Origin of the sequence: Neobacillus notoginsengisoli, assembly GCF_003515685.1 — a bacterium.
GTDB lineage: Bacteria > Bacillota > Bacilli > Bacillales > Cytobacillaceae > Bacillus_D > Bacillus_D notoginsengisoli.
The window spans coordinates 230,322-248,926 of sequence record NZ_QWEG01000009.1 but is presented as its reverse complement, the minus strand read 5'-3'; the positions used below and the strand labels follow the sequence as shown (position 1 = coordinate 248,926).

Below are 18,605 nucleotides of genomic sequence, written 5' to 3'. Positions count from 1 at the left end.
ACAGGGCTTCAACCTTAGGATTTCTCCACCAGTTGCCTGTCAGCTAATGAGCGTCTTGGTACTTACTCAGATTGGACTTTCACCAATTAGCAATTAACGGCTTGCCTGGGCACGCAACAATAAAAAATGCTCCATGGTAATTAGCCATGGAGCATTTTTTAATTATTTTTAATACCTGAAAAATATTAATTTTTGCAAATGAAAGAAGGATTCTTTTTAAATAGTCAATGACTTAATTCACGTGGCTATTTACAGATATGTTCCGTTGATTTAGCCGCTTCCCGTAATTCAGTTAAACAAGCGGTACATTCTCTCCACTATTGGACTAACTAAGTTTATTAGCTTCCGCTAACAAATCTGATAAGATTTTCCGAGCAGTATTAAGGGTAACAGGTATAGATACCCCTACCAACGTTTAAATGCCAACAACCCTATGATGTAAAGCTCCTACCCCGTGGTTGAGCCTCTCCCGTGCCGTGTTGGTTATGCTGATTAATAAAGATATGCAGTTCGTAGCCAATACGGTATTCCTTACATAGCCCTTAACATGAATCCCAGTACACTAGTTTGCATATTAATACGTAAACATTCCCGCATATTTTAGTGCTATTTAATTCTATTATTTCTCTTGCAGCTATCTGGCCAGAATCTTAATTACAAGTTAACTTGATAGTAAGTGTCGTTAAATAATTATCCCAAAACCACTTAACACTAGATTAAAAACCAAATGAGACAAGCCATGCTAGTTTTACTTAGTCAGTAATAATTCTGAATTTTGATGTCACTTTATTTTATCTTTACTTTTATGTTTTAGATTCCGTATCCGCCCATTACTAGTTTTATTTCCATATCTGCTGTTATGACTTTTTTTCATTCCTCTACGACGTTTTCTAATTTCTTGTTTACTCTTTTCTATATCATGATACAACTCATCAAGTTTATTAAAAAGGTAATCGAAAATTAAAATGGCTTTTAATGAATTCATTTTTGTTCCATACTTAACATCTTCTCCATGTAATATTGCATGCCGACTTAATTCTGAGTTTACCTCTTTCCCCCGCTCAAATTCAGCTAAAATTATCGTTGTATAGATTCTTTCTATTGCTATATCAAAAGAAAACGTGTTGGTATCTCCAAGTATTACTTGTGCTAAAAAATTCTTTTGTATCCTGTACCCAATTTTATCATCTGTTTCATCAAGGGTTAGAATCCCTTCAACCAATATTCCTTCAATTTGTGCAAGGAGTGTAGGTATCGTAAGGTCATAATAACCCTTCAAATGACCCTCTATAACAGAATCTAATATTTTTATCCTATTTTCTAACCATTTAGCTTTTTGCCATGCTTTTTGCATATTCCAAAGTGCTTTTTTATCATATAGCATCAGTGACATATAACGTGAAATTAGACGTTTAGTATAATCAATTCCCTTTTCATCATAAAATCTTACAATATAAGATATATGATACGTTGGGATTGAGTCGTGAGGGGGCAAACCAAGCTCAATCATAATTGCTTTAAACCGAATAGTATTTTCTTCTAATGCTTTAGCAGCTTCATGTATTTTTTTAAAATCAATTGATTCTAAAACTTTTATTATACTTTGTCTAACATCGCCAATCCTTCTATATAATGGTTGCAATGTTTTTTGCATACCTTCTGAAATCAAATTTATTGACTGAGCTACATCCTGCATTCGTCCCTGCATTTTAGCTACAGCTTGAAAAGCAGGTTGTAAAGCCGTTTGTAATTGTTGATGATATCTTTTTAATTGTTCAGCAACAATAACCTCTTCTGAAATTTCTCCTTTATGTATAATTTCATTGTTATGATTTTTCATATCCTGATTGTTTATTTCTTCCTTACTTCTATCACTCTCATTTGAATATTGATTATCTATGCTCACATTTAATTCCACCAATCCATAAAAAATTTGCTGTGTTTTATGAATTAAGTTGTAGATGTTCGTATAACAACATCAATAAACTTCTTCCTTTGTACTAACCACTTAAGTGACGTATAATTACATATTTAATTAAAATCCGTTATCAAAATACCGTTCAGGCAACCATCCAGAACCCTTAATAGAAGAAGCATAACTAAAAATAGTTTTTAAGAATTCTGCTCTTAACTTACTATTCTTGCCTGTTTTCATTATGATTGTTTCCTTAAGGGGATGATTGCTTTCAATTAAATATTCATTTCGTTTATATAATCGTTCTAGCATAGATTCATGTGGGACTCTAGCAAATTTACCGTTGTTCTCTCCCCTATTACATTCTTGGCAAGTTAATACTAGATTCCATACACCATTCAAATCCATGTCCGAATATGAAGCATATTGAACAGAAAGTGGTATAAAATGGTCTACATCACAGGTATTTTGTTGACCACTCTCAATAGAAATACTTCTATAACAATAAAAACATTTTCCTTTTTGATACCCATTCAATGGTTTTCTTACAGAAGTTAAATTTACACGTTCATGCGAGTGTAAATACCTGTTTGGTGAGATAGATTTTAAAAAGAAGAATTGTTCAAGCTGCCCGTCAAATCTAACTTCTAATTTTGGATTACTTTCTGTCCAAGCACTTTCAACTAAGTTCCATCTACCTTCAATTTCATTGAACAAATTCTCTCTTTGTTCACTTTCATTTAAGATATAGATACTATCAGTTAATGTAATGCCTAATTTCTTCCCCTCAACAGCCTTTTCATAAAATGTTGTATCGAGTTCCCCATTAGGAATATTATGAAAAGCATCTATTACATTAGTAAAGCCTACTTTTTCAGTAACTTGCAATAACTGTTCCCATGTAATTTTACGTTCATTGTATAATTCTAATGCATTAATAAACTTAGATGACGAACTAGTAATTTGCCTTTTGCCAATCCCTATATGCTCTAACATATACTTAGCAAAGATTGGGGACAATTCCTCAAGGCTTACAAAACTCTTTTTACTTTTACCTAACTCTAAAAGAGTCTTTGCAAAGGCAAATTTATATGTAGCAACATTTCTTCCAAACAAGTAAACTGATCGAAAGTTAGATTCTAATGAATTGTCATTTTCAAGAAAAAAATTGCTCATATTATCACCACAAAATATTTTATTTGTCTTCTACATCAATAAGGAAGATAGCTTTCTCAAAACCGCCCCGTATTTCCTTTTTCTCCTTACGAATCACTTCCAACTCTTCAAAATCTACTCCGTAGACTCGCAAAGAAGAATGAATTAACTCCAATATGTCTGCAAGTTCTTCAACAGCTTCCTTTTTTCCAACAGCTACCTTAAACTCATGTGCTTCCTCAAGCATTTTTGCTTTTACCTCTACTAGTAGTTCATCAGGTGTGAGAATTCTCGAGGTGTAGCTTAGACCCTGTGCTTTTATAATTTCTAAAATATTATCTCTTACCAATTTGTTGTAGATAGGCATGCTTACACTCTCCTTGTGTATATAAAAACTTCAAATTAATTCTATCACGATTCATGATTTTTACAGTATTATCTAATAACCATCTTAGCGAAGCCATTTTATGAGACTAGAAAACAATAAATTTGATTTTTCAGTGGCTTCTGTTGTTAGAAACATAGCGGCAACAGATGCAGAAATTATGAGCAAAAGTATGAATATTTTCCATTCTTATTACTTTTTCATTTACAAATATAGACATTTGTTTTAAGGTGAAGTTATTGGGGGTAATTGAAATGAAGTCTATTAACTTAGATTCCTTAGTAGAATCATATAATTTTCTTGATGATGGTATATTTGATGAATACTTAAGCATACACGGTATAGAGTTTGATAAAGAAGAGATGTATGACCTTTCCATCCTGTTAAAAAACATAAAAGCTAACGGTATACACAACTTAGATAATTTCTTTTTAGGTTTCTCTATAAACCAAATTAGCAAGCAGTTCGATTTATTAAGAATCGGTTCTGATAGCATTATTAATATTGAACTGAAAAGAAAAAGTACTCCGCAAAAAATAGAAAAACAACTTATTCAAAACAGATACTATTTGCAATTTCTTGGAAAAACCGTTCATACTTATACATTTGTCTCTGAAACAGGAGAGCTTTTTAAGTATGACCATACAGGTGTTCTTTACTCGACTCTTATAAAAAACCTTGTTACATTATTAGATTCTCAAGACTTAGAAGATGTGGAGGATATAAATAGTCTATTTAAACCCTCAGACTATTTAGTGTCTCCATTCAATTCGACCGACAAATTTATAAGAGGAGAGTACTTCCTAACAGACCATCAAATTAATATAAAGAAAGATATTTTAAACCGATTTTCATCTAATAAAGCTGAATTTATTTCTGTTGTTGGCAAGCCTGGAACAGGAAAGACTCTGCTTACTTATGATTTAGCACATTTTTATAAAAATAACGGATTAAATGTCCTAGTTGTTCATTGCGGGAAGTTAAATATCGGACATGATATTTTACGAGTTAAATATAAATGGAGAATACAGTCCATAAAGCAATTCCATCAAATATCTACTCAATCCTTTGATATTCTAATAGTAGACGAAGCACAAAGACTGCAAAAGCCACAATTAGATATAATTCAAAATACTGTGAATTCAATACAAGCAAAATGTATATTCAGTTATGACCCTGACCAGATCTTTACAAGACAAGAGTCTTATACAAATATTGGTTTAACCATTGAACAAAATGTAATAACGAAAAGTTATCGCCTAACTGATAAAATCCGTACCAACAAAGAAATAGCATCTTTTATTGTAAATCTTTTTGATTTAAGTAAAAGTAATCCCAACCAAAATTATGAAAACATTTACATACAATTCTTTAATGATTACCAATCAGCAAAAAAATACGCTGACAATCTCTCTTTTAATGGATGGGAAGTAATAAACTTCACTAACTCATTATATAATTATGTTACATACGACAATTTCCAAAATGCACAGAATAAAAACTCACACGATGTTATTGGACAAGAATATGATAATGTAGCGGTGTTTATTGATGAACATTTTTATTATGACTCTAATAAAAAACTTACAGCATATAGTGTTTCAGGCGGAGTATACTCAGTGGATAAAATGCTTTACCAAAATTTGACTAGAACTCGTGAGAAGTTAAATATTATAATTGTAAATAACAATAAAATGCTTTCTGAAATCTTAAACATATTATCTCCTAAAAGCAAGGTAAATATTTTAAACAAATAGAGTTCAAGGGAAGAAACCCTTGAACTCTATTTTAGTTTACTAAAAAAATTTTAATTAAATTTGCACTTAATATTGTTGTTGAACTGTGTCAAATAGCGATTGGTCAAGGTGGAATTAGTTCTTATGACCCGCTCAAGAACCGCTGCCTTGCTTTTTTCTTTTTCCAGCAAGTCAAACACAGGTGCTTCACCCTCTTTTTACTTCCAGGAAAATACGACAGAATTTAGCCCGCGATGCTTTTGGTATATTTTCTCTCTCAGGTTCTCAGCACTAAGTTCAATCACTGTCTTTACACTCTCCCTGATGGTAATTGTTGCAATGGAGTGTTCTAAATCCATTGTGATGCATTCCGTTTGTCCTGCAATCATTTCTCCAACAATCTCTTTCCATGATTCCATGAGCTCTTCCTCGGTCGGGATGTCTGTATGGATCCCGAACCGTTTCGGTTCAATCGATGCCAGTATTCGTTTTGTTTCATCGTCTAGATACTGGCTGATTTCAAGGATATATTCTTTGGTAGATTGTTTGATTTCTTCTTTTAACCTGTCGTAATCCATTGAAGGACTATACCGGACCCGGATCAGTGGTAGGCCACTTTTTTCAAAGATGAGATTTTTTTTGACTGCGTTTGATTTATTTGGTTCCACATCCTGATATTCACTGTCTTTTTCAAATGTAAGGATCGGAAGGTATGTGCCTGTGTCGATAATGGCAAAATCCACATGAGCCTTGAACATATAATCGAGAACATCTGGCTCAAGATATTCCCGTATTTTCCTCACATCAATGATAGTTTTCAAGTCCATGTTCGGAAACACGAGATGCTGGGGGAAGAGTTCAATAAGGACACGGTACAGATTGATTTCACTTTCATGGTAGAATATCGGCCTGTACAGGATGTTTTTGTTTCCCTTTATAATTTCTCGTTCCAGTTTGGGGTCGATGAAGTCCGATATTTTTTTTCCTACCGCTTCACACACCACCCAGCCTTTATTGGAATCATAATATATGATTTCGTGTCTTTCCAGTTCGCCGAGGAGCTTACTTAGGTATCTTCCTTTAAATGTTGTAGCGGCTTCCAACATGAAATCCGTAACCTTCCCCTGGCCTTCCAATTTGTAAATCGAAATACAAAGGCTTCGGGTTTGTTTATCGATTTTTTTGAAATACGCATCCATTTGACGTTTCGGCTTTGCTTTTTCATGCTGGATTTTCTCCAGAGTCTCCTGAATGTTTTTTTCGTATTTTTTAGTATTAGGATCGAGGTTTTTAGCAAGTTCAAACTGCCCAAGAGCATCCTCAAGTTTCTTTTCTTTATCCCTGTAAATGACTCCTAAGTTGTTATGGACAGCGGCATGAGCCCTCCCTGTTTCGAGCATGTGCTCATATTTCTCCTTCGCTTTACCCCATTTCCCGACATGGTACAGACTATAGGCGAACTCGAACACAAATCTCTCCAATTCTTCTTCGCTAACCAGGTTATTTTCATGACAGGCTGCAACGAGCCCATAGTTTTCGGTTCTATACCAACTTTGAATATCGATTCCTTTTCTAAGTGGCTCGGAGAAAATTTCTTCGATGAAATCTTCTTTCCTCATGTCTGACAAAAGATTTGCGAATACACTCTGGGAGGTAACAGGACGTGGTTCCCACAGTGTCAGTAGTTGATCAAAAATAGACATTAGGTATTCTTTGTGTTTTTCGCTGAATTCCTCTGTCATATTTTTTATCAAAAGGCCAAGACGTTTCATTAGCTGGTCCCAATCGGAAACTTCTTCCGAAACTCCCAGGATATAAACCAATAGCTCCCAAACTCGATATGTGAGGCCAGACAGTCGTCCTTTTTTCTTTTCGTCCGTATAAAACGCCTTGAATTTTTTCCGGAACGGTTCTTTTTCAGTCTGAACATTAAGATAATCTTGCAAACACCAGTCCGTGTATCGGACCCAAAATGCTTCTTCGATCGACGGATCTAGGATGCTGCTCCATTCCTCATAACGTTCAACCAACATTTTTAAAAAGAAGTGTTTATCGGTATGGGTGAATCCTTTTCTCCCATCGAACCAAGATAAAAGCTGTAGAAGCGCTTTTAAATACTCCTCTGTCCAAATCCCTTTAAAATGGGCAATTGTCAAGCCGTTTAGAAACAAGGAAGGTGCATCCTCCCATTCATTCTCCGCAATGCCCGTCTTAAACCTTCTTAAGACGGCTGGTACTATAGACTCATAAACGGAGTGGGCAAGGTCAAAATCCCTTATTTTAACGCTAAGTTCTACAAGCTCGTTCGTTATTTCTAAATAGTTGAATGCCTCTACTGTTTCTTTCTGTTGCTTAATTTTATCACGCAGTTCTCCGATTTCCTTTGAAATGTTATTGTTGCCTTTAAAATAACTTTCTATTTGAAGCTCTCTCAGTTCTTCTTTTACGTTTGTTTTTGTTGACAAGTCTGTCTCTCCCTGTTCATCGTTCTTATTTAGGTATTTTATCATTCTTGCTTTTCAATAGGAAACGTTACGGCACTGGGTTCTTTTTCTACTTGACAGCACTGGAGTCCCTTTTATACTTCAAATAGAAAAATGGGAAAGTTTGACGTTGATAAAAGCGGCCATGGGCTATGTCAAAAAAGCATTTCTAAAGCTTCGGGTTGGGTAATGAACAAGAGTCTCCAGTACAAACCTTATTACCTGCTCCTCTTCTGTTTGCTGCAGCTTTCAATGGATCTTTTAAGAAGGCCACTCCGGATTGCATGACAAAAGAAGACAGGATGCACGTCGATGCTTTTTCTATTTCCTTCAGTAAATGATCACCTAAATTGCCAGTAATCAGTTCTACGTTACTCATCTTCAACCTCAATTAGAAATATTCTTTCCTTAAAGCCGCCGCGTTTTTCAGCCTTGTTTTTTCTGACGGCCTCAATGTCAACAAAAGAGACTTTATGGTAATCAGCCAGGGCATGAATGATCTCAAGGAGATCCGCGAGTTCTTCGACCGCATCAGAATCGTTTTCTGTATTCATGTATTCTTCCAATTCCTCAAATGCCTTTTTCCGTAATTCAACTATGTATTCTTTTTTATCCATTATCCTGGTGGAGAACTTTTTCCCGGTTTTTTCGATGACTTCAGGGATGCGATCCCGGACTAATTTGTTATGTATTGGCATTGTAAAACCACCTTTATGTTTTATACTTTATATAGTTGTAATTAATGTACATCAAAGCTCAATATATATATCAAACATTGCTTGGATTTTGAATGTTATACCTCCCACCTAATTTGCTCTCTTACTTATATTCATAGCACAATTTGTCAGATTTTCACATGATTTCATGATACTTTCATACCAGCAAAAAACCCGTTCGGAACTTTATCGTATCCAAACGGGGCTGGCGAAAAACGGGGACGGTTCTGCCGTTTCATGGTGAATCGCCGGAACCGCCCCTAAGAAAAAAAGCTACTAATTTTTAAGTAATTAGTAGCAGCCAATATATAACAATTTATTTTTTACTGTTGCATTGGAATCAATTTATAAATTTTTAATACGCTCTCTTAACTGTCCAACAGATAAATAGACACCGTTTTCCTTCCTATGCAACATTGCATGACAGTTTGGACAAACAGGAATTAAATCTTTTTTCGGATCCACTTTATAATCGCCCTGAATTTCATGTAGGGGAACAATATGATGTACATGAATAAAATCTTTGCCAACTTCCCCATATTTCTTTTCAAAGTTAAAATCGCATATTTGACATTGAATGCCGTAATAATCTATACATTGCTTCCTAGCAAGGGGATTTCTCTCATATATATTTACGTTAATAGTTTTACGCTTTCCTTCTTCTAAGGCCTCAGAAACTTCCTCGGGATAGTATCCTTCCGTTAAATCATGTTCAAAAAACGACATAATATAATCACGTAATTCCCCGTTAAGCTTCATAGATCCTTGAATATTTCCTTTTAAACCGTATTCACGTAATTTAGTAAGAGATAATTCTGGCGTGTCTATCTCATCTAGTAATCGAATCCTTGTATAATCATATTCCTCTGATTTCTTAAATTTCTCCTCGTCCAACCAGAACTGTTTATCATAAATAATATCATTTTCCTTTACTATACCTTCTATAACTTCTACTTTATAACGGACTTTTCGGACATTACCGGAAACATAAATAAATAATATATCGCCATTTTCATAGTTAAAGGAACGTTTCCAGTCAATCGTGTCATAATAGCTAAATGCACCTTCTACGTCATAATCATATGGGTTAGCCGGCATCAACCATATACGGCGTGCGTTTTTGTGCCCTCTTTCTTCAAGCTCTTTACGACGATTCAATGCAATTTCTTTAGGTGCAACAAAACGATACTCATCTTCTCCATGGTAGTATGGAATGTAATAAACATATCCTCTTTCAATGTGGTCATAGTATTTATATTTACTAGAATTAAAATGTTCTGCTAAAAATCTAGCTGCTTCCTGGATATTCTTAGCTTCAAACAATAAATCGGTGTTTTTATAAATAGAAATTGGACTAGCGATTGAATTTTCCCCCTTAATCCTCTTATTCATTCTAACGTATGAATTATCATAACGATAAAACATAACTTAATATCTCTTCAGAGAATACCTATACTCGGCTACCCCCTGGCGAAGTAAGCATCAGTTGTCCTACGTGGTACAATAGCTAATTTATAGTTTAAGAAAAAAGTAACTCACACTACTTCCAGCCAAAGTGAATTACTTTTTATTTGTAACTGATTAATATAACGTATTACTTGCTTTTAGTTTTTGTATAAACTCATAATACTTGCTAAACACGTTAATATACTGCTGTACACGTTCCTCCAGTGGAAGGCTTGTGTCTAATTGTAATTTAGCAATTAGTCTTAGCCAATCTTTATTCTTTACGCCTTCAGCTAATTCAAATGGAACACCTAATGATTGTTGAAGTTGATCTCGGTATTTTTCTCCGATATACTTAATGACTTTTGTGCCCTCTTCAACAGAAGACTCTAGAGAAATCGTTGCACTTCCATCCTTCTTATAGCCAAAAACAAAAAACCAAGGTATACCCAAAAATTTATGACCTGCAAAGTAGTTTCTTTTTCCACCATATCTACCGGAGTAATTAGTTTGTGCAATGATTGATTCTTCGACAGCTTGTAAAAATTCAATGACTTCTCGGTCACCTTGAATCGTTCTTTTTTGCTTTTCGGCTTTTTTCCTTACATAATAATTTTCTAATTTATATGGGGGAATAATCTGCTTTGAATCAACAATTAAATCATCATTTAATTTATATGGTTTAATAGATATACATTTAATATCAATGTTGTTTTCATAAAGCCACGTGCATACAGAAAGTATTCGTTTATCGAATTCCTTTCCGACAATAATAATTCGTTGTGTTACGTTTAACATAGAGTTTAGCTCTTCTTCATCATCTGCTTCCAAAAACTTTAGTAATGATTCCTTTGCATCCACACTTTCATGATGTGAATCTATATACTCAGTATAAATATCTAATATATCTTGTTGACTAAGCCTGGCACAATAGGATGCATATTTTAGTGCTTGAAAATCAACGTTACTGCCTGAAGTATCTCTTTTCACTTCAATAATAACGACATTTCCATCTCTATCTAAAGCTAGCAAGTCAAGCCTTTCGTTCACTTCGAACTTATCATATTCATGTCCTATTATTAGTAGATCTTCACCGAGAATTTCCGGATTTTTACGAATCCATTCTTCTATATGCTGTCGTTCTTTTATATCGGAGTCCGCAAAAGTCGTTTCAGTTAATTCAACAAGCTGATTTTCCTTCGTATCTAATCTATACAAAATTCACACTACCTTTCTAAAACAATCATTTAACAAAAACTAATTCCTTTGTTATTCTATGTATCATTAATGGCATCAAAGCTTAGTTTAAATTTCAACCATCGCTTGAATGGGGACGAGTGTTACCTAAGTGTTAGATAGAGTAAAACAGTCTGTTCACAAACCATTGAAATAAAAGGCTGGTAGAGATTTTAGCACTAATTCAAGATTTTAGAGGAATAAAGTTTATGATAATTTCTAAGAGGCTGGAAAACAGGCCTAAACATTCCCATCTACTTCTCACTGAATTCTTTCTTAGATATCCAATGGAACACATTCTTCAGACTTTTTTCTTTTTGTTTTAGAAATTCTTCCAAATAATTAGCTCGAACAATGTGAACAATGTGATCATTAATTGATTCTTTTTCATAATAATTAGGAGATATATAATTAAAACTTGTTTGGATATAATTTGATTCCTTAATTTGAATTTCTTCATTATTATCAAGCCAGGACTCAAATAACTGGCCTTCAATTACTACTATTGGTTCATAATATGAAATCAACCTTTCAGTAAAAAAATCACTATAACTATTGGTTTCTTTAAAGTGTATTAGAGCTTTTACCGATCCGCTCAAAGCCTTATAAATATCATCCCGTCCACCATTTCCTGAAAACCCTTCATAGAAAGATTTCCCCCAAGAATCATGAACCTTTGTACCATTCTTGTGAAATGCTGAATAAATTCCTTGTCCTTGAATTTCAAAAACTGTTTCAGTGTAATTAAGCTTCAATGGTAATAATTTTGAAAACCTATCTCTATTTTTTACAGTAAATATTACCCACGGCTTATCTGTTGCCTTTTTCACCTCAATGATTAAGTAAAATGCAATTTCCAGTAATTCTCCATTTATATATTCACTAATGTGGTTACTAGCAATAAAATCTATTTCCCTCCCCTTTTTTTCATCCTTATCAATGTAATAAGCATTAGCAATTACTTTCCAGTCATTCTTAATAAGTTTGTTGTGCAAAGTTAATTCAAATGGATAGCCAGTCTTTTTTATATCCTTTAATAGTTTTTCTTTAATATCCGCGGCCATTTAAAAACCCCCTTTTTTTGTCTATGCTTGATTTTTCCGCTTCTGGTATATTCTACAAGATTTTAATAAGGTTGCCGAATTTATTTATTGTCTAATGGAGGACCAATGTATGGACAGTGTTTCAAGGGTTCAGACAGCAGAGAAGCTGGCTTAATCAAGGCAACCTCTTATTTTTACAAATGGCTGTCCCTGAATCCAATCTTTATTCGCTGCAGTCGCGAACGTAAAAGGGAGGGAACGAAAGCCACGTTCTGCAGCCCAAACAGTCACCAGTAGACAGGATTTGAATTAATAAAAACTCCCTTCAATCGAAGGAAGTTTCCGAATAATACTTTGTCAAACATATATTTTAAAAAATAATCTGCCAAATATTCTATTTTCTTCTTCCATGAATCTGCAACTATTTAGTTTGCTTCTTATACTGATAGTATTGTTTCTCCAGCAATTTTCTTTGAGTAGTCAAAATTCCGAATATGGTTCTCAATTTATCTATACAAACATCCATACTTTCTTCAGACAAAGATTCTCCAGGAGGGACTTTTTGCAATTCAAAAGAATACGATTTTATATGAAAAGATAAAATAGTAATAAAATCATAATCATGAATTTCTCTTAATTTAGTATATTCTTTTTCAATTACCCACTCAAATTCCCTTAACAAACCTAGACTCCCTGAATCTCTAGTTTTAATATTAAACATTTCTTTATAACCAAAATTATTTAAAAATGGAGAAATTAATTTTATTGTGTCTTCTAGTGAAAAAATTAGTTTACTTGAGTCCGCTAAGAATTTTTCGCGTTCTCTATGTAATAATGTTTTCTTAACTCCCAGATAAGTAATTCCTCCTCCAATAATTGCACCAATAAAACCAAGCATTCCCGCAATGATAGTGTTGTCGACTTTGAAAAACATACTTAAAACCCCTAACAAAATAATAAAGTCTATTAATATCATAAAAACCACTGACGTATATGATTTTATATTATCCATTTCCCACTCCTTAGCTACTCATACCTTATATTGTTGAATTCACTCGAAGGCTGTTGCTATCAATAACATTGTAACGTTTACTGGAAATAATTACACATAAATTTTATAAATAACTAATATTTAAATTCTTTGCTGTATCTCTAAAATTTTTTTAGAAGATTACAATCTTCAACGCATCATAATAAACTTCTTTCAATTAATTACGCTATTTGAAATTTCTAGGAGAAAACCTTCCCGTTCTAATTTTCAATTCAAAAAATGCTTAAATCCTTTGCAATCTCATTTTTCCAAATTTCTTGAAAAGCTATTTTGAGTTTTTTTATTCTACACTTATCCCCTTAAAGTATTAAGTTTTTATCTTTTGGAAAATAACTTTCCCTTTAAATCTTTAAAGAGAATGAAAAGGAAAAGTAACATATACTGTGGGAAAAATTATTGAAGAGCAAGGTTGGACAACATACAATCCTCTTTTTACATAACCTGTGAATCCAGTACTTAAGTTCTTTCTTATGATGTGAACAGAACTTTATTTAGTTTCAATTATTCTTAATTTATATATCCTTTGCTCTAAAGTAGAACTATTCAAAGTCGTTTCCTTTAATGCATTAAAACTTTTTACATTTAAAAAAGAATTTCTTAATTTATCTGGATTGTCTTTGACTAAAAATTCAAAATGATATTCGCCTGGAGATATACCGTGATCCCCTTCTATAACGCGTATTTTTCCATTAAACCCTATTCCATCAACTTTAATTATCATACCTTTAAAAGATACAGGTGTTGGGTCAAGTCTTTTTTTGTTCTCGAAGTTCGTCCGCTCTTCAATTCCAACATATAGTCCTTTACTCCCAGTCGCTCTCCCGAAAACACTTATATTTTCAACGCCTTTTTCTGGTGAAATCAATTTAGTTAGGTCTTCGAAAGTCTTTTCCGCTTTTTGTGCCATCAGGATGGCATCAGGATGTATTTGAATTATTTTATTCCCGTTACCATTAATAACGTTCACCATGCTATTTGCACCTGGTTGTAGGGAAAATGTCTCACCTTTTCTATTCCCTGCAAAGACTGTATTTAAAAAGCTAAAACTTTCTGTTACCAAATTCCATATTGTAATAGGCGTCATTGATGTAAAGGCAGGTAACAGAGCTCCTCCTACTCTAGCCAAATCAATTACTATGTCAGCGTTAAAAGAACCAGATCTAAGATTATCTGCTTTTACTTGTATAAATTCTCGATCTTTTTCTGTCATTTTTTCTTTGTTTTCAATAGTTAAATAAGATTTATCAATTAGAGTTTGAATATTCAAAAGACCTTTCGATAAATAGTACAGATTATACCCATTGTCAAATTCACTACCTGACATATATAAATGTAATTGTGGTTCAAGCATTTAATTATCCCCCTGATATATTAAATCTCTTGTTAATCATTATATCTTTCCACTTAACCATAGGATAGGAGAGTATTTACATAAGACAATTCCATCATTATAATTCCAATGGTAATTCAAAAAGACTAAACTACCGTTTTCAATCATCGCTTGAATGGAATTCCTTTTTGAAGTCCATACTTCAATCATAAATTGTTGCCTTTCTATATTCATAGCACAATTTTACATAATTTAACATGGTTCATTATTAATTCTTTACAGCAAAAACCCCCTTTGGAAACAGAAACGTATCCAAAGGGGGATCTTCAAATAATATTTAGATTTATTCTTCACTACCCGGCTGGAATTTCCGTTTTATTTCCTCGGCATCAGTATTACTATACATCGCTGTGTCCTTTCCGCCGGTTTTAGCTAGTAGTTCCTTCACCTCATTGTATGACAAACCGGATTGAGCATTTAGCAGTTTCACTTCTTCGATATCTGTACCCACTGATGTGAAATTCTTCTTGTTTAGGTCCATAAAGCCACCTCCTAAGTTATGGCTTTATGTTTCCTCATGGATCGAATTTTACCCTCATAATATTGTATAGGCTGTTTCGACTCTGTACATGAAATCTAATGAAAATCGGAGTTTCTCTGCCCCTTCTCAAAGTCTCTATGCGAAGATAATCCCCTTCTCTTTAAGTAGAAACCCTCACAACCTTTTCTAAACCTTAACCCCTACCCTTAAAATGTGTTATTTTAGAATCTGATACAATACAGATAGATGCCCAGATGTTTTTTTGCATAGAGAATCTGTATTTTCCAAACCAAATGAAAATACAAATAAAAAAGGGGAAAAGCTATTGTTTACAAGGGAAAAGCTTGAAAATAATCAAGTTTGGCTATATGTGATTGTGCTAATTCTAGCAGCTGGATTTGGATTATTGGTTCCGGATGTTGGGGGACGATTTGATAGTACGATTTCTTTCGTCATCGCCATCTTACTGTACAGTATGTTTTCGCAGATTCCATTTGTCTCTATAATAGAGGCGTTTGGAGATCGTCGTTTCATTGGGGCTTTACTGACAGTGAACTATGTTGCCGTACCGATTGTCGTGTGGCTTCTATCAAGGCTGCTGCCAGATCATCCGCCATTGTTGCTCGGCGTTTATTTAGTTTTACTGACGCCATGTATTGACTATGTCATTGTTTTCACATCACTGGGCCGCGGGAATGAAAAGCTGATCCTGATGGCAACGCCTATCCTCTTCATTACGCAAATGCTTCTTTTGCCAGTCTATTTAGGGCTGTTTATGGGCGGGGATGTGGCAGGCATCGTGGAACCTGGTCCATTTCTGGAAGCATTTTTCGGTCTTATCGTTATTCCGCTGGGAACTGCGATTGCCATACAGCTGCTGGCAAAAAAAGCACCGGTCGGCAATAAACTATTGGATTTCTCCGCTTGGTTGACTGTTCCATTTATGGCGCTCACTCTTTTCGTTGTTGTTGCGTCTCAAATTGGAAAATTATCTGCCTACATTGACCTAATCATTAAGGTCGTTCCGATCTATGTTGCTTTTATGGTCATCGTACCTTTTGTTTCTCGATTGGTCGCCAAGTGGTTTAAGCTCGATACAGGAGCAGGCCGTGCCCTTATTTTTAGTGGTTCAACACGCAATTCGCTTGTCGTTCTTCCACTCGCCTTGGCGTTGCCAGACGGGTTAAGCACACTGGTAGCCGCCGTAATCGTAACTCAGACAATCGTTGAGCTTGTAGGTGAACTAATTTATATTCGAGTAGTACCCATTCTCATTTTGCCTAAAAAAACAATTTAATTTTAATGTCTTCCAAAAAACATCCCCTGAATCCTTAGTCAATCTAATAGGATTCAGGGGATGTTTCTAAATTTAATAGCCCCAACTAAGCTTCTATACAGCTAATCTGCAATAGGTATTATTCCTCACTATTCCCTTCTGTATTTAACAACATATGGAGCTATCAATATAATAAAAATTGCTATAAGAAGTGCTATACCAATGTTCACATTGTAGGTATTAAAAGGAGTCAGGAAATAAGTAAATACGAAAAATGGTAAAGTACCTAGGGCTACAACTCTACACCTACTTAAAAAGGTTATCTTATGTTTAGTGCCACAGTTTATTGGTTTATATAACCATCCTATCGATTTAGTGATTTTACCCCAGCTAAATGGCATATTGCAATTTTCACATTTTTGCATATTACCCCTCCTTTGCTAAGCTATTATTTCTCCCAAAGCTCAACCAGCCTGCCGTCAGGATCTTTAATCCAAACAAACTTACCAAATTCGCTAACTTCTTTTTCCTTTACTAGAGGTACACCAATTTGTTCAAGATGCTGAATCATCTCGTCTAGATTATGAACTTGGAAATTTAACATTACCTGCTGTTCTGTTGGAAAGTACGGGTCATCTTCAGTAAAGAAAGAAAAGATTGTTTCGTTTTCTGGATGGGGCTTAATGATAGTCCCATTCCAATTTCCCATATCAATTTTCAGCACATCACTGTACCATTTTTTTTATAGCATCCAGATTTTTAGTCCTCCAAAATATTCCCCCGAAACCTTTTATCATCATGAATAATTTCCCCTCTTCTCATGTTCTCTTGCTATATTCATAGCATAATCTGTTATATTTTAACATATTTAATTTTACTTCTTACATACAAAAACCCCATTTGGACGCAGTATCTTCTCCTAATGGGGTTCCTAAATGTATTTAAATCTATTTCACACCGCCAGGCTGAATTTTACGTTTTATATCTTCAACATACGTATCACTATACATCGCTGGGCCCTTTCCGCCTGTCTTTGCCAGCAGTTCCTTTACCTCGTTGTATGACAAACCTGACTCGGCGTTTAGTCTTTTCACTTCTTCAATATCTGTACCGACAGATGTGAGATTCTTCTTGTTATGATTCATAAAGCCACCTCCAGTATTGATGGCATTATGTTCCACCAAGATCGCTTATTTTATCCTCAAACTGAATGACTTTGTCAAAAACAAGAGCCTCAACGTAGTTTCTTGATTACCTTCTTTCACTCCGACAAAACGGTGCACATGATGTCGGACGTAACCATTCAACTCCTGTTATTATATTGATGAAAGGAGGCCATCGAATGGATTCGCTTAAGAGCATGAATGATGCAATGAAGTATATCGAGGATAACCTAACGAACGAAATAGACTACCAAGTGCTAGCAAGAATGGCTCATTGTTCGGAATATCATTTTAAACGAATGTTTTCTTTCCTTGCAGGTATTCCTTTATCAGAATACATCCGCCGCAGACGACTTAGCTTGGCAGCATTCGAGCTGACAAATAGTAATCTAAAAATAATTGATGTTGCGATTAAATATGGTTACAGCTCACCTGACTCGTTTACGAGAGCTTTTCAAAATTTACATGGTGTAACTCCATCAGAAGCACGAAACAATGGGCAGCAATTAAAAGCTTATCCACTCATGACTTTTCAATTATCAATTAAAGGAGGAGTTGAAATGAATTACCGAATCGAACAAAAAGAGGCATTCAACATAGTCGGGATCACGAAAAAAGTTCCCATAATTTTTGAAGGAGAAAACCCGGAAATTACAGCCATGTGGAAATCATTGACTATGGAAAAGATTGATGAATTAAAGAAACTCTCTAATGTTGAACCTAAAGGAATGATTCAAGCATCTACAAATTTTTCTGAAGGACGCATGGAGGAAAAAGGAGAACTTGATCAGTATATTGGAGTGGCAACAACACAAGAGTGCCCTGATAACTTTTCGAAACTTGAAGTTCCTGCCTTAACATGGGCGATATTTGAATCAGCCGGCCCATTTCCTAGTATGTTGCAGGAAACCTGGGGAAGGATTTATTCGGAGTGGTTCCCATCCACCAATTATCAGGCAGCAGAAGGACCCGAAATTTTGTCGATCAAAACGAAAGATTTATCTTCACCATCTGTAAAAAGCGAAATTTGGATACCGGTTTTGAAAAAATAATATAAGCTTTTTCACTCCACAACAATTAGCGGTCCATTTCTATTGCAAAATGGACTGCTAATTGTTTTCAAATGTAG

17 protein-coding genes and 1 pseudogene are annotated in these 18,605 nt (G+C 34.6%); 3 read left to right on the top strand and 15 right to left on the bottom strand.

Annotation, left to right across the window (positions count from 1 at the left end; translation table 11 throughout):
* Positions 1 to 781: 781 nt before the first annotated feature.
* The 3 genes from D1B31_RS15495 to D1B31_RS15485 form a co-directional block, all read right to left on the bottom strand.
* Positions 782 to 1,906, bottom strand: a complete 1,125-nt coding sequence (locus tag D1B31_RS15495) for a hypothetical protein (protein WP_118921974.1) — start codon at positions 1,904 to 1,906, stop codon at positions 782 to 784.
* Between the two features lie 129 nt (positions 1,907 to 2,035).
* The gene (locus tag D1B31_RS15490) at positions 2,036 to 3,091 is read right to left on the bottom strand and encodes an HNH endonuclease domain-containing protein (protein WP_118921972.1); all 1,056 of its coding nucleotides are present in this window, start codon (positions 3,089 to 3,091) and stop codon (positions 2,036 to 2,038) included.
* Positions 3,092 to 3,110: 19 nt separating this feature from the next.
* Complete coding sequence (locus D1B31_RS15485) at positions 3,111 to 3,437, bottom strand: nucleoside triphosphate pyrophosphohydrolase (RefSeq protein WP_118921970.1); 327 nt, start codon at positions 3,435 to 3,437, stop codon at positions 3,111 to 3,113.
* Between the two features lie 272 nt (positions 3,438 to 3,709).
* On the opposite strand from D1B31_RS15485, the gene D1B31_RS15480 reads away from it, so the two are divergent.
* A complete protein-coding gene (locus D1B31_RS15480; RefSeq protein ID WP_118921968.1) occupies positions 3,710 to 5,212 on the top strand; it encodes an ATP-binding protein in 1,503 nt (500 codons plus the stop codon).
* Between the two features lie 197 nt (positions 5,213 to 5,409).
* On the opposite strand, the gene D1B31_RS15475 is transcribed toward D1B31_RS15480, so the two are convergent.
* The 9 genes from D1B31_RS15475 to D1B31_RS15435 all read right to left on the bottom strand — a co-directional run bounded on the left by D1B31_RS15475 (position 5,410) and on the right by D1B31_RS15435 (position 15,037).
* Positions 5,410 to 7,701: a DUF2726 domain-containing protein gene (locus tag D1B31_RS15475; RefSeq protein WP_118921966.1), complete on the bottom strand. Its 2,292-nt coding sequence runs from the start codon at positions 7,699 to 7,701 to the stop codon at positions 5,410 to 5,412.
* 142 nt (positions 7,702 to 7,843) lie between these two features.
* The gene (locus D1B31_RS15470) at positions 7,844 to 8,053 is read right to left on the bottom strand and encodes a phospholipase D-like domain-containing protein (RefSeq protein WP_118921964.1); all 210 of its coding nucleotides are present in this window, start codon (positions 8,051 to 8,053) and stop codon (positions 7,844 to 7,846) included.
* On the bottom strand, positions 8,046 to 8,372 hold the full coding sequence (locus D1B31_RS15465) for a nucleoside triphosphate pyrophosphohydrolase (RefSeq protein ID WP_118921962.1): 327 nt from the start codon (positions 8,370 to 8,372) through the stop codon (positions 8,046 to 8,048). The genes D1B31_RS15470 and D1B31_RS15465 overlap by 8 nt, the downstream gene beginning before the upstream one ends.
* A 363-nt stretch (positions 8,373 to 8,735) precedes the next feature.
* Positions 8,736 to 9,782, bottom strand: a complete 1,047-nt coding sequence (locus D1B31_RS15460; RefSeq protein WP_240035286.1) for an HNH endonuclease — start codon at positions 9,780 to 9,782, stop codon at positions 8,736 to 8,738.
* A gap of 189 nt (positions 9,783 to 9,971) precedes the next feature.
* Positions 9,972 to 11,054 (bottom strand): PDDEXK family nuclease, encoded by a 1,083-nt coding sequence (locus D1B31_RS15455; protein WP_118921959.1) that lies wholly within the window; start codon positions 11,052 to 11,054, stop codon positions 9,972 to 9,974.
* A gap of 272 nt (positions 11,055 to 11,326) precedes the next feature.
* The gene (locus tag D1B31_RS15450) at positions 11,327 to 12,136 is read right to left on the bottom strand and encodes a hypothetical protein (protein ID WP_118921957.1); all 810 of its coding nucleotides are present in this window, start codon (positions 12,134 to 12,136) and stop codon (positions 11,327 to 11,329) included.
* Between the two features lie 400 nt (positions 12,137 to 12,536).
* On the bottom strand, positions 12,537 to 13,127 hold the full coding sequence (locus D1B31_RS15445; RefSeq protein ID WP_118921955.1) for a hypothetical protein: 591 nt from the start codon (positions 13,125 to 13,127) through the stop codon (positions 12,537 to 12,539).
* A gap of 526 nt (positions 13,128 to 13,653) precedes the next feature.
* The gene (locus D1B31_RS15440) at positions 13,654 to 14,517 is read right to left on the bottom strand and encodes a hypothetical protein (RefSeq protein ID WP_118921953.1); all 864 of its coding nucleotides are present in this window, start codon (positions 14,515 to 14,517) and stop codon (positions 13,654 to 13,656) included.
* Positions 14,518 to 14,839: 322 nt separating this feature from the next.
* Positions 14,840 to 15,037, bottom strand: coding sequence for a gamma-type small acid-soluble spore protein (locus tag D1B31_RS15435; protein WP_118921951.1), 198 nt, complete (start codon positions 15,035 to 15,037; stop codon positions 14,840 to 14,842).
* A 325-nt stretch (positions 15,038 to 15,362) separates the two neighbouring features.
* Between D1B31_RS15435 and D1B31_RS15430 the strand changes: the two genes are divergently transcribed.
* Positions 15,363 to 16,334 (top strand): arsenic resistance protein, encoded by a 972-nt coding sequence (locus D1B31_RS15430; protein WP_118921949.1) that lies wholly within the window; start codon positions 15,363 to 15,365, stop codon positions 16,332 to 16,334.
* 128 nt (positions 16,335 to 16,462) lie between these two features.
* Here D1B31_RS15430 and D1B31_RS15425 read toward each other — a convergent pair whose 3' ends face one another.
* The 3 genes and pseudogenes from D1B31_RS15425 to D1B31_RS15415 form a co-directional block, all read right to left on the bottom strand.
* A complete protein-coding gene (locus tag D1B31_RS15425; protein WP_118921947.1) occupies positions 16,463 to 16,738 on the bottom strand; it encodes a hypothetical protein in 276 nt (91 codons plus the stop codon).
* A 23-nt stretch (positions 16,739 to 16,761) separates the two neighbouring features.
* Positions 16,762 to 17,110, bottom strand: a pseudogene (locus D1B31_RS15420) (VOC family protein).
* Between the two features lie 150 nt (positions 17,111 to 17,260).
* A complete protein-coding gene (locus D1B31_RS15415) occupies positions 17,261 to 17,458 on the bottom strand; it encodes a gamma-type small acid-soluble spore protein (RefSeq protein ID WP_118921945.1) in 198 nt (65 codons plus the stop codon).
* A gap of 197 nt (positions 17,459 to 17,655) precedes the next feature.
* Here D1B31_RS15415 and D1B31_RS15410 point away from each other — a divergent pair, with 197 nt between their 5' ends.
* On the top strand, positions 17,656 to 18,528 hold the full coding sequence (locus D1B31_RS15410) for an AraC family transcriptional regulator (RefSeq protein WP_118921943.1): 873 nt from the start codon (positions 17,656 to 17,658) through the stop codon (positions 18,526 to 18,528).
* Positions 18,529 to 18,605 lie beyond the last annotated feature (77 nt).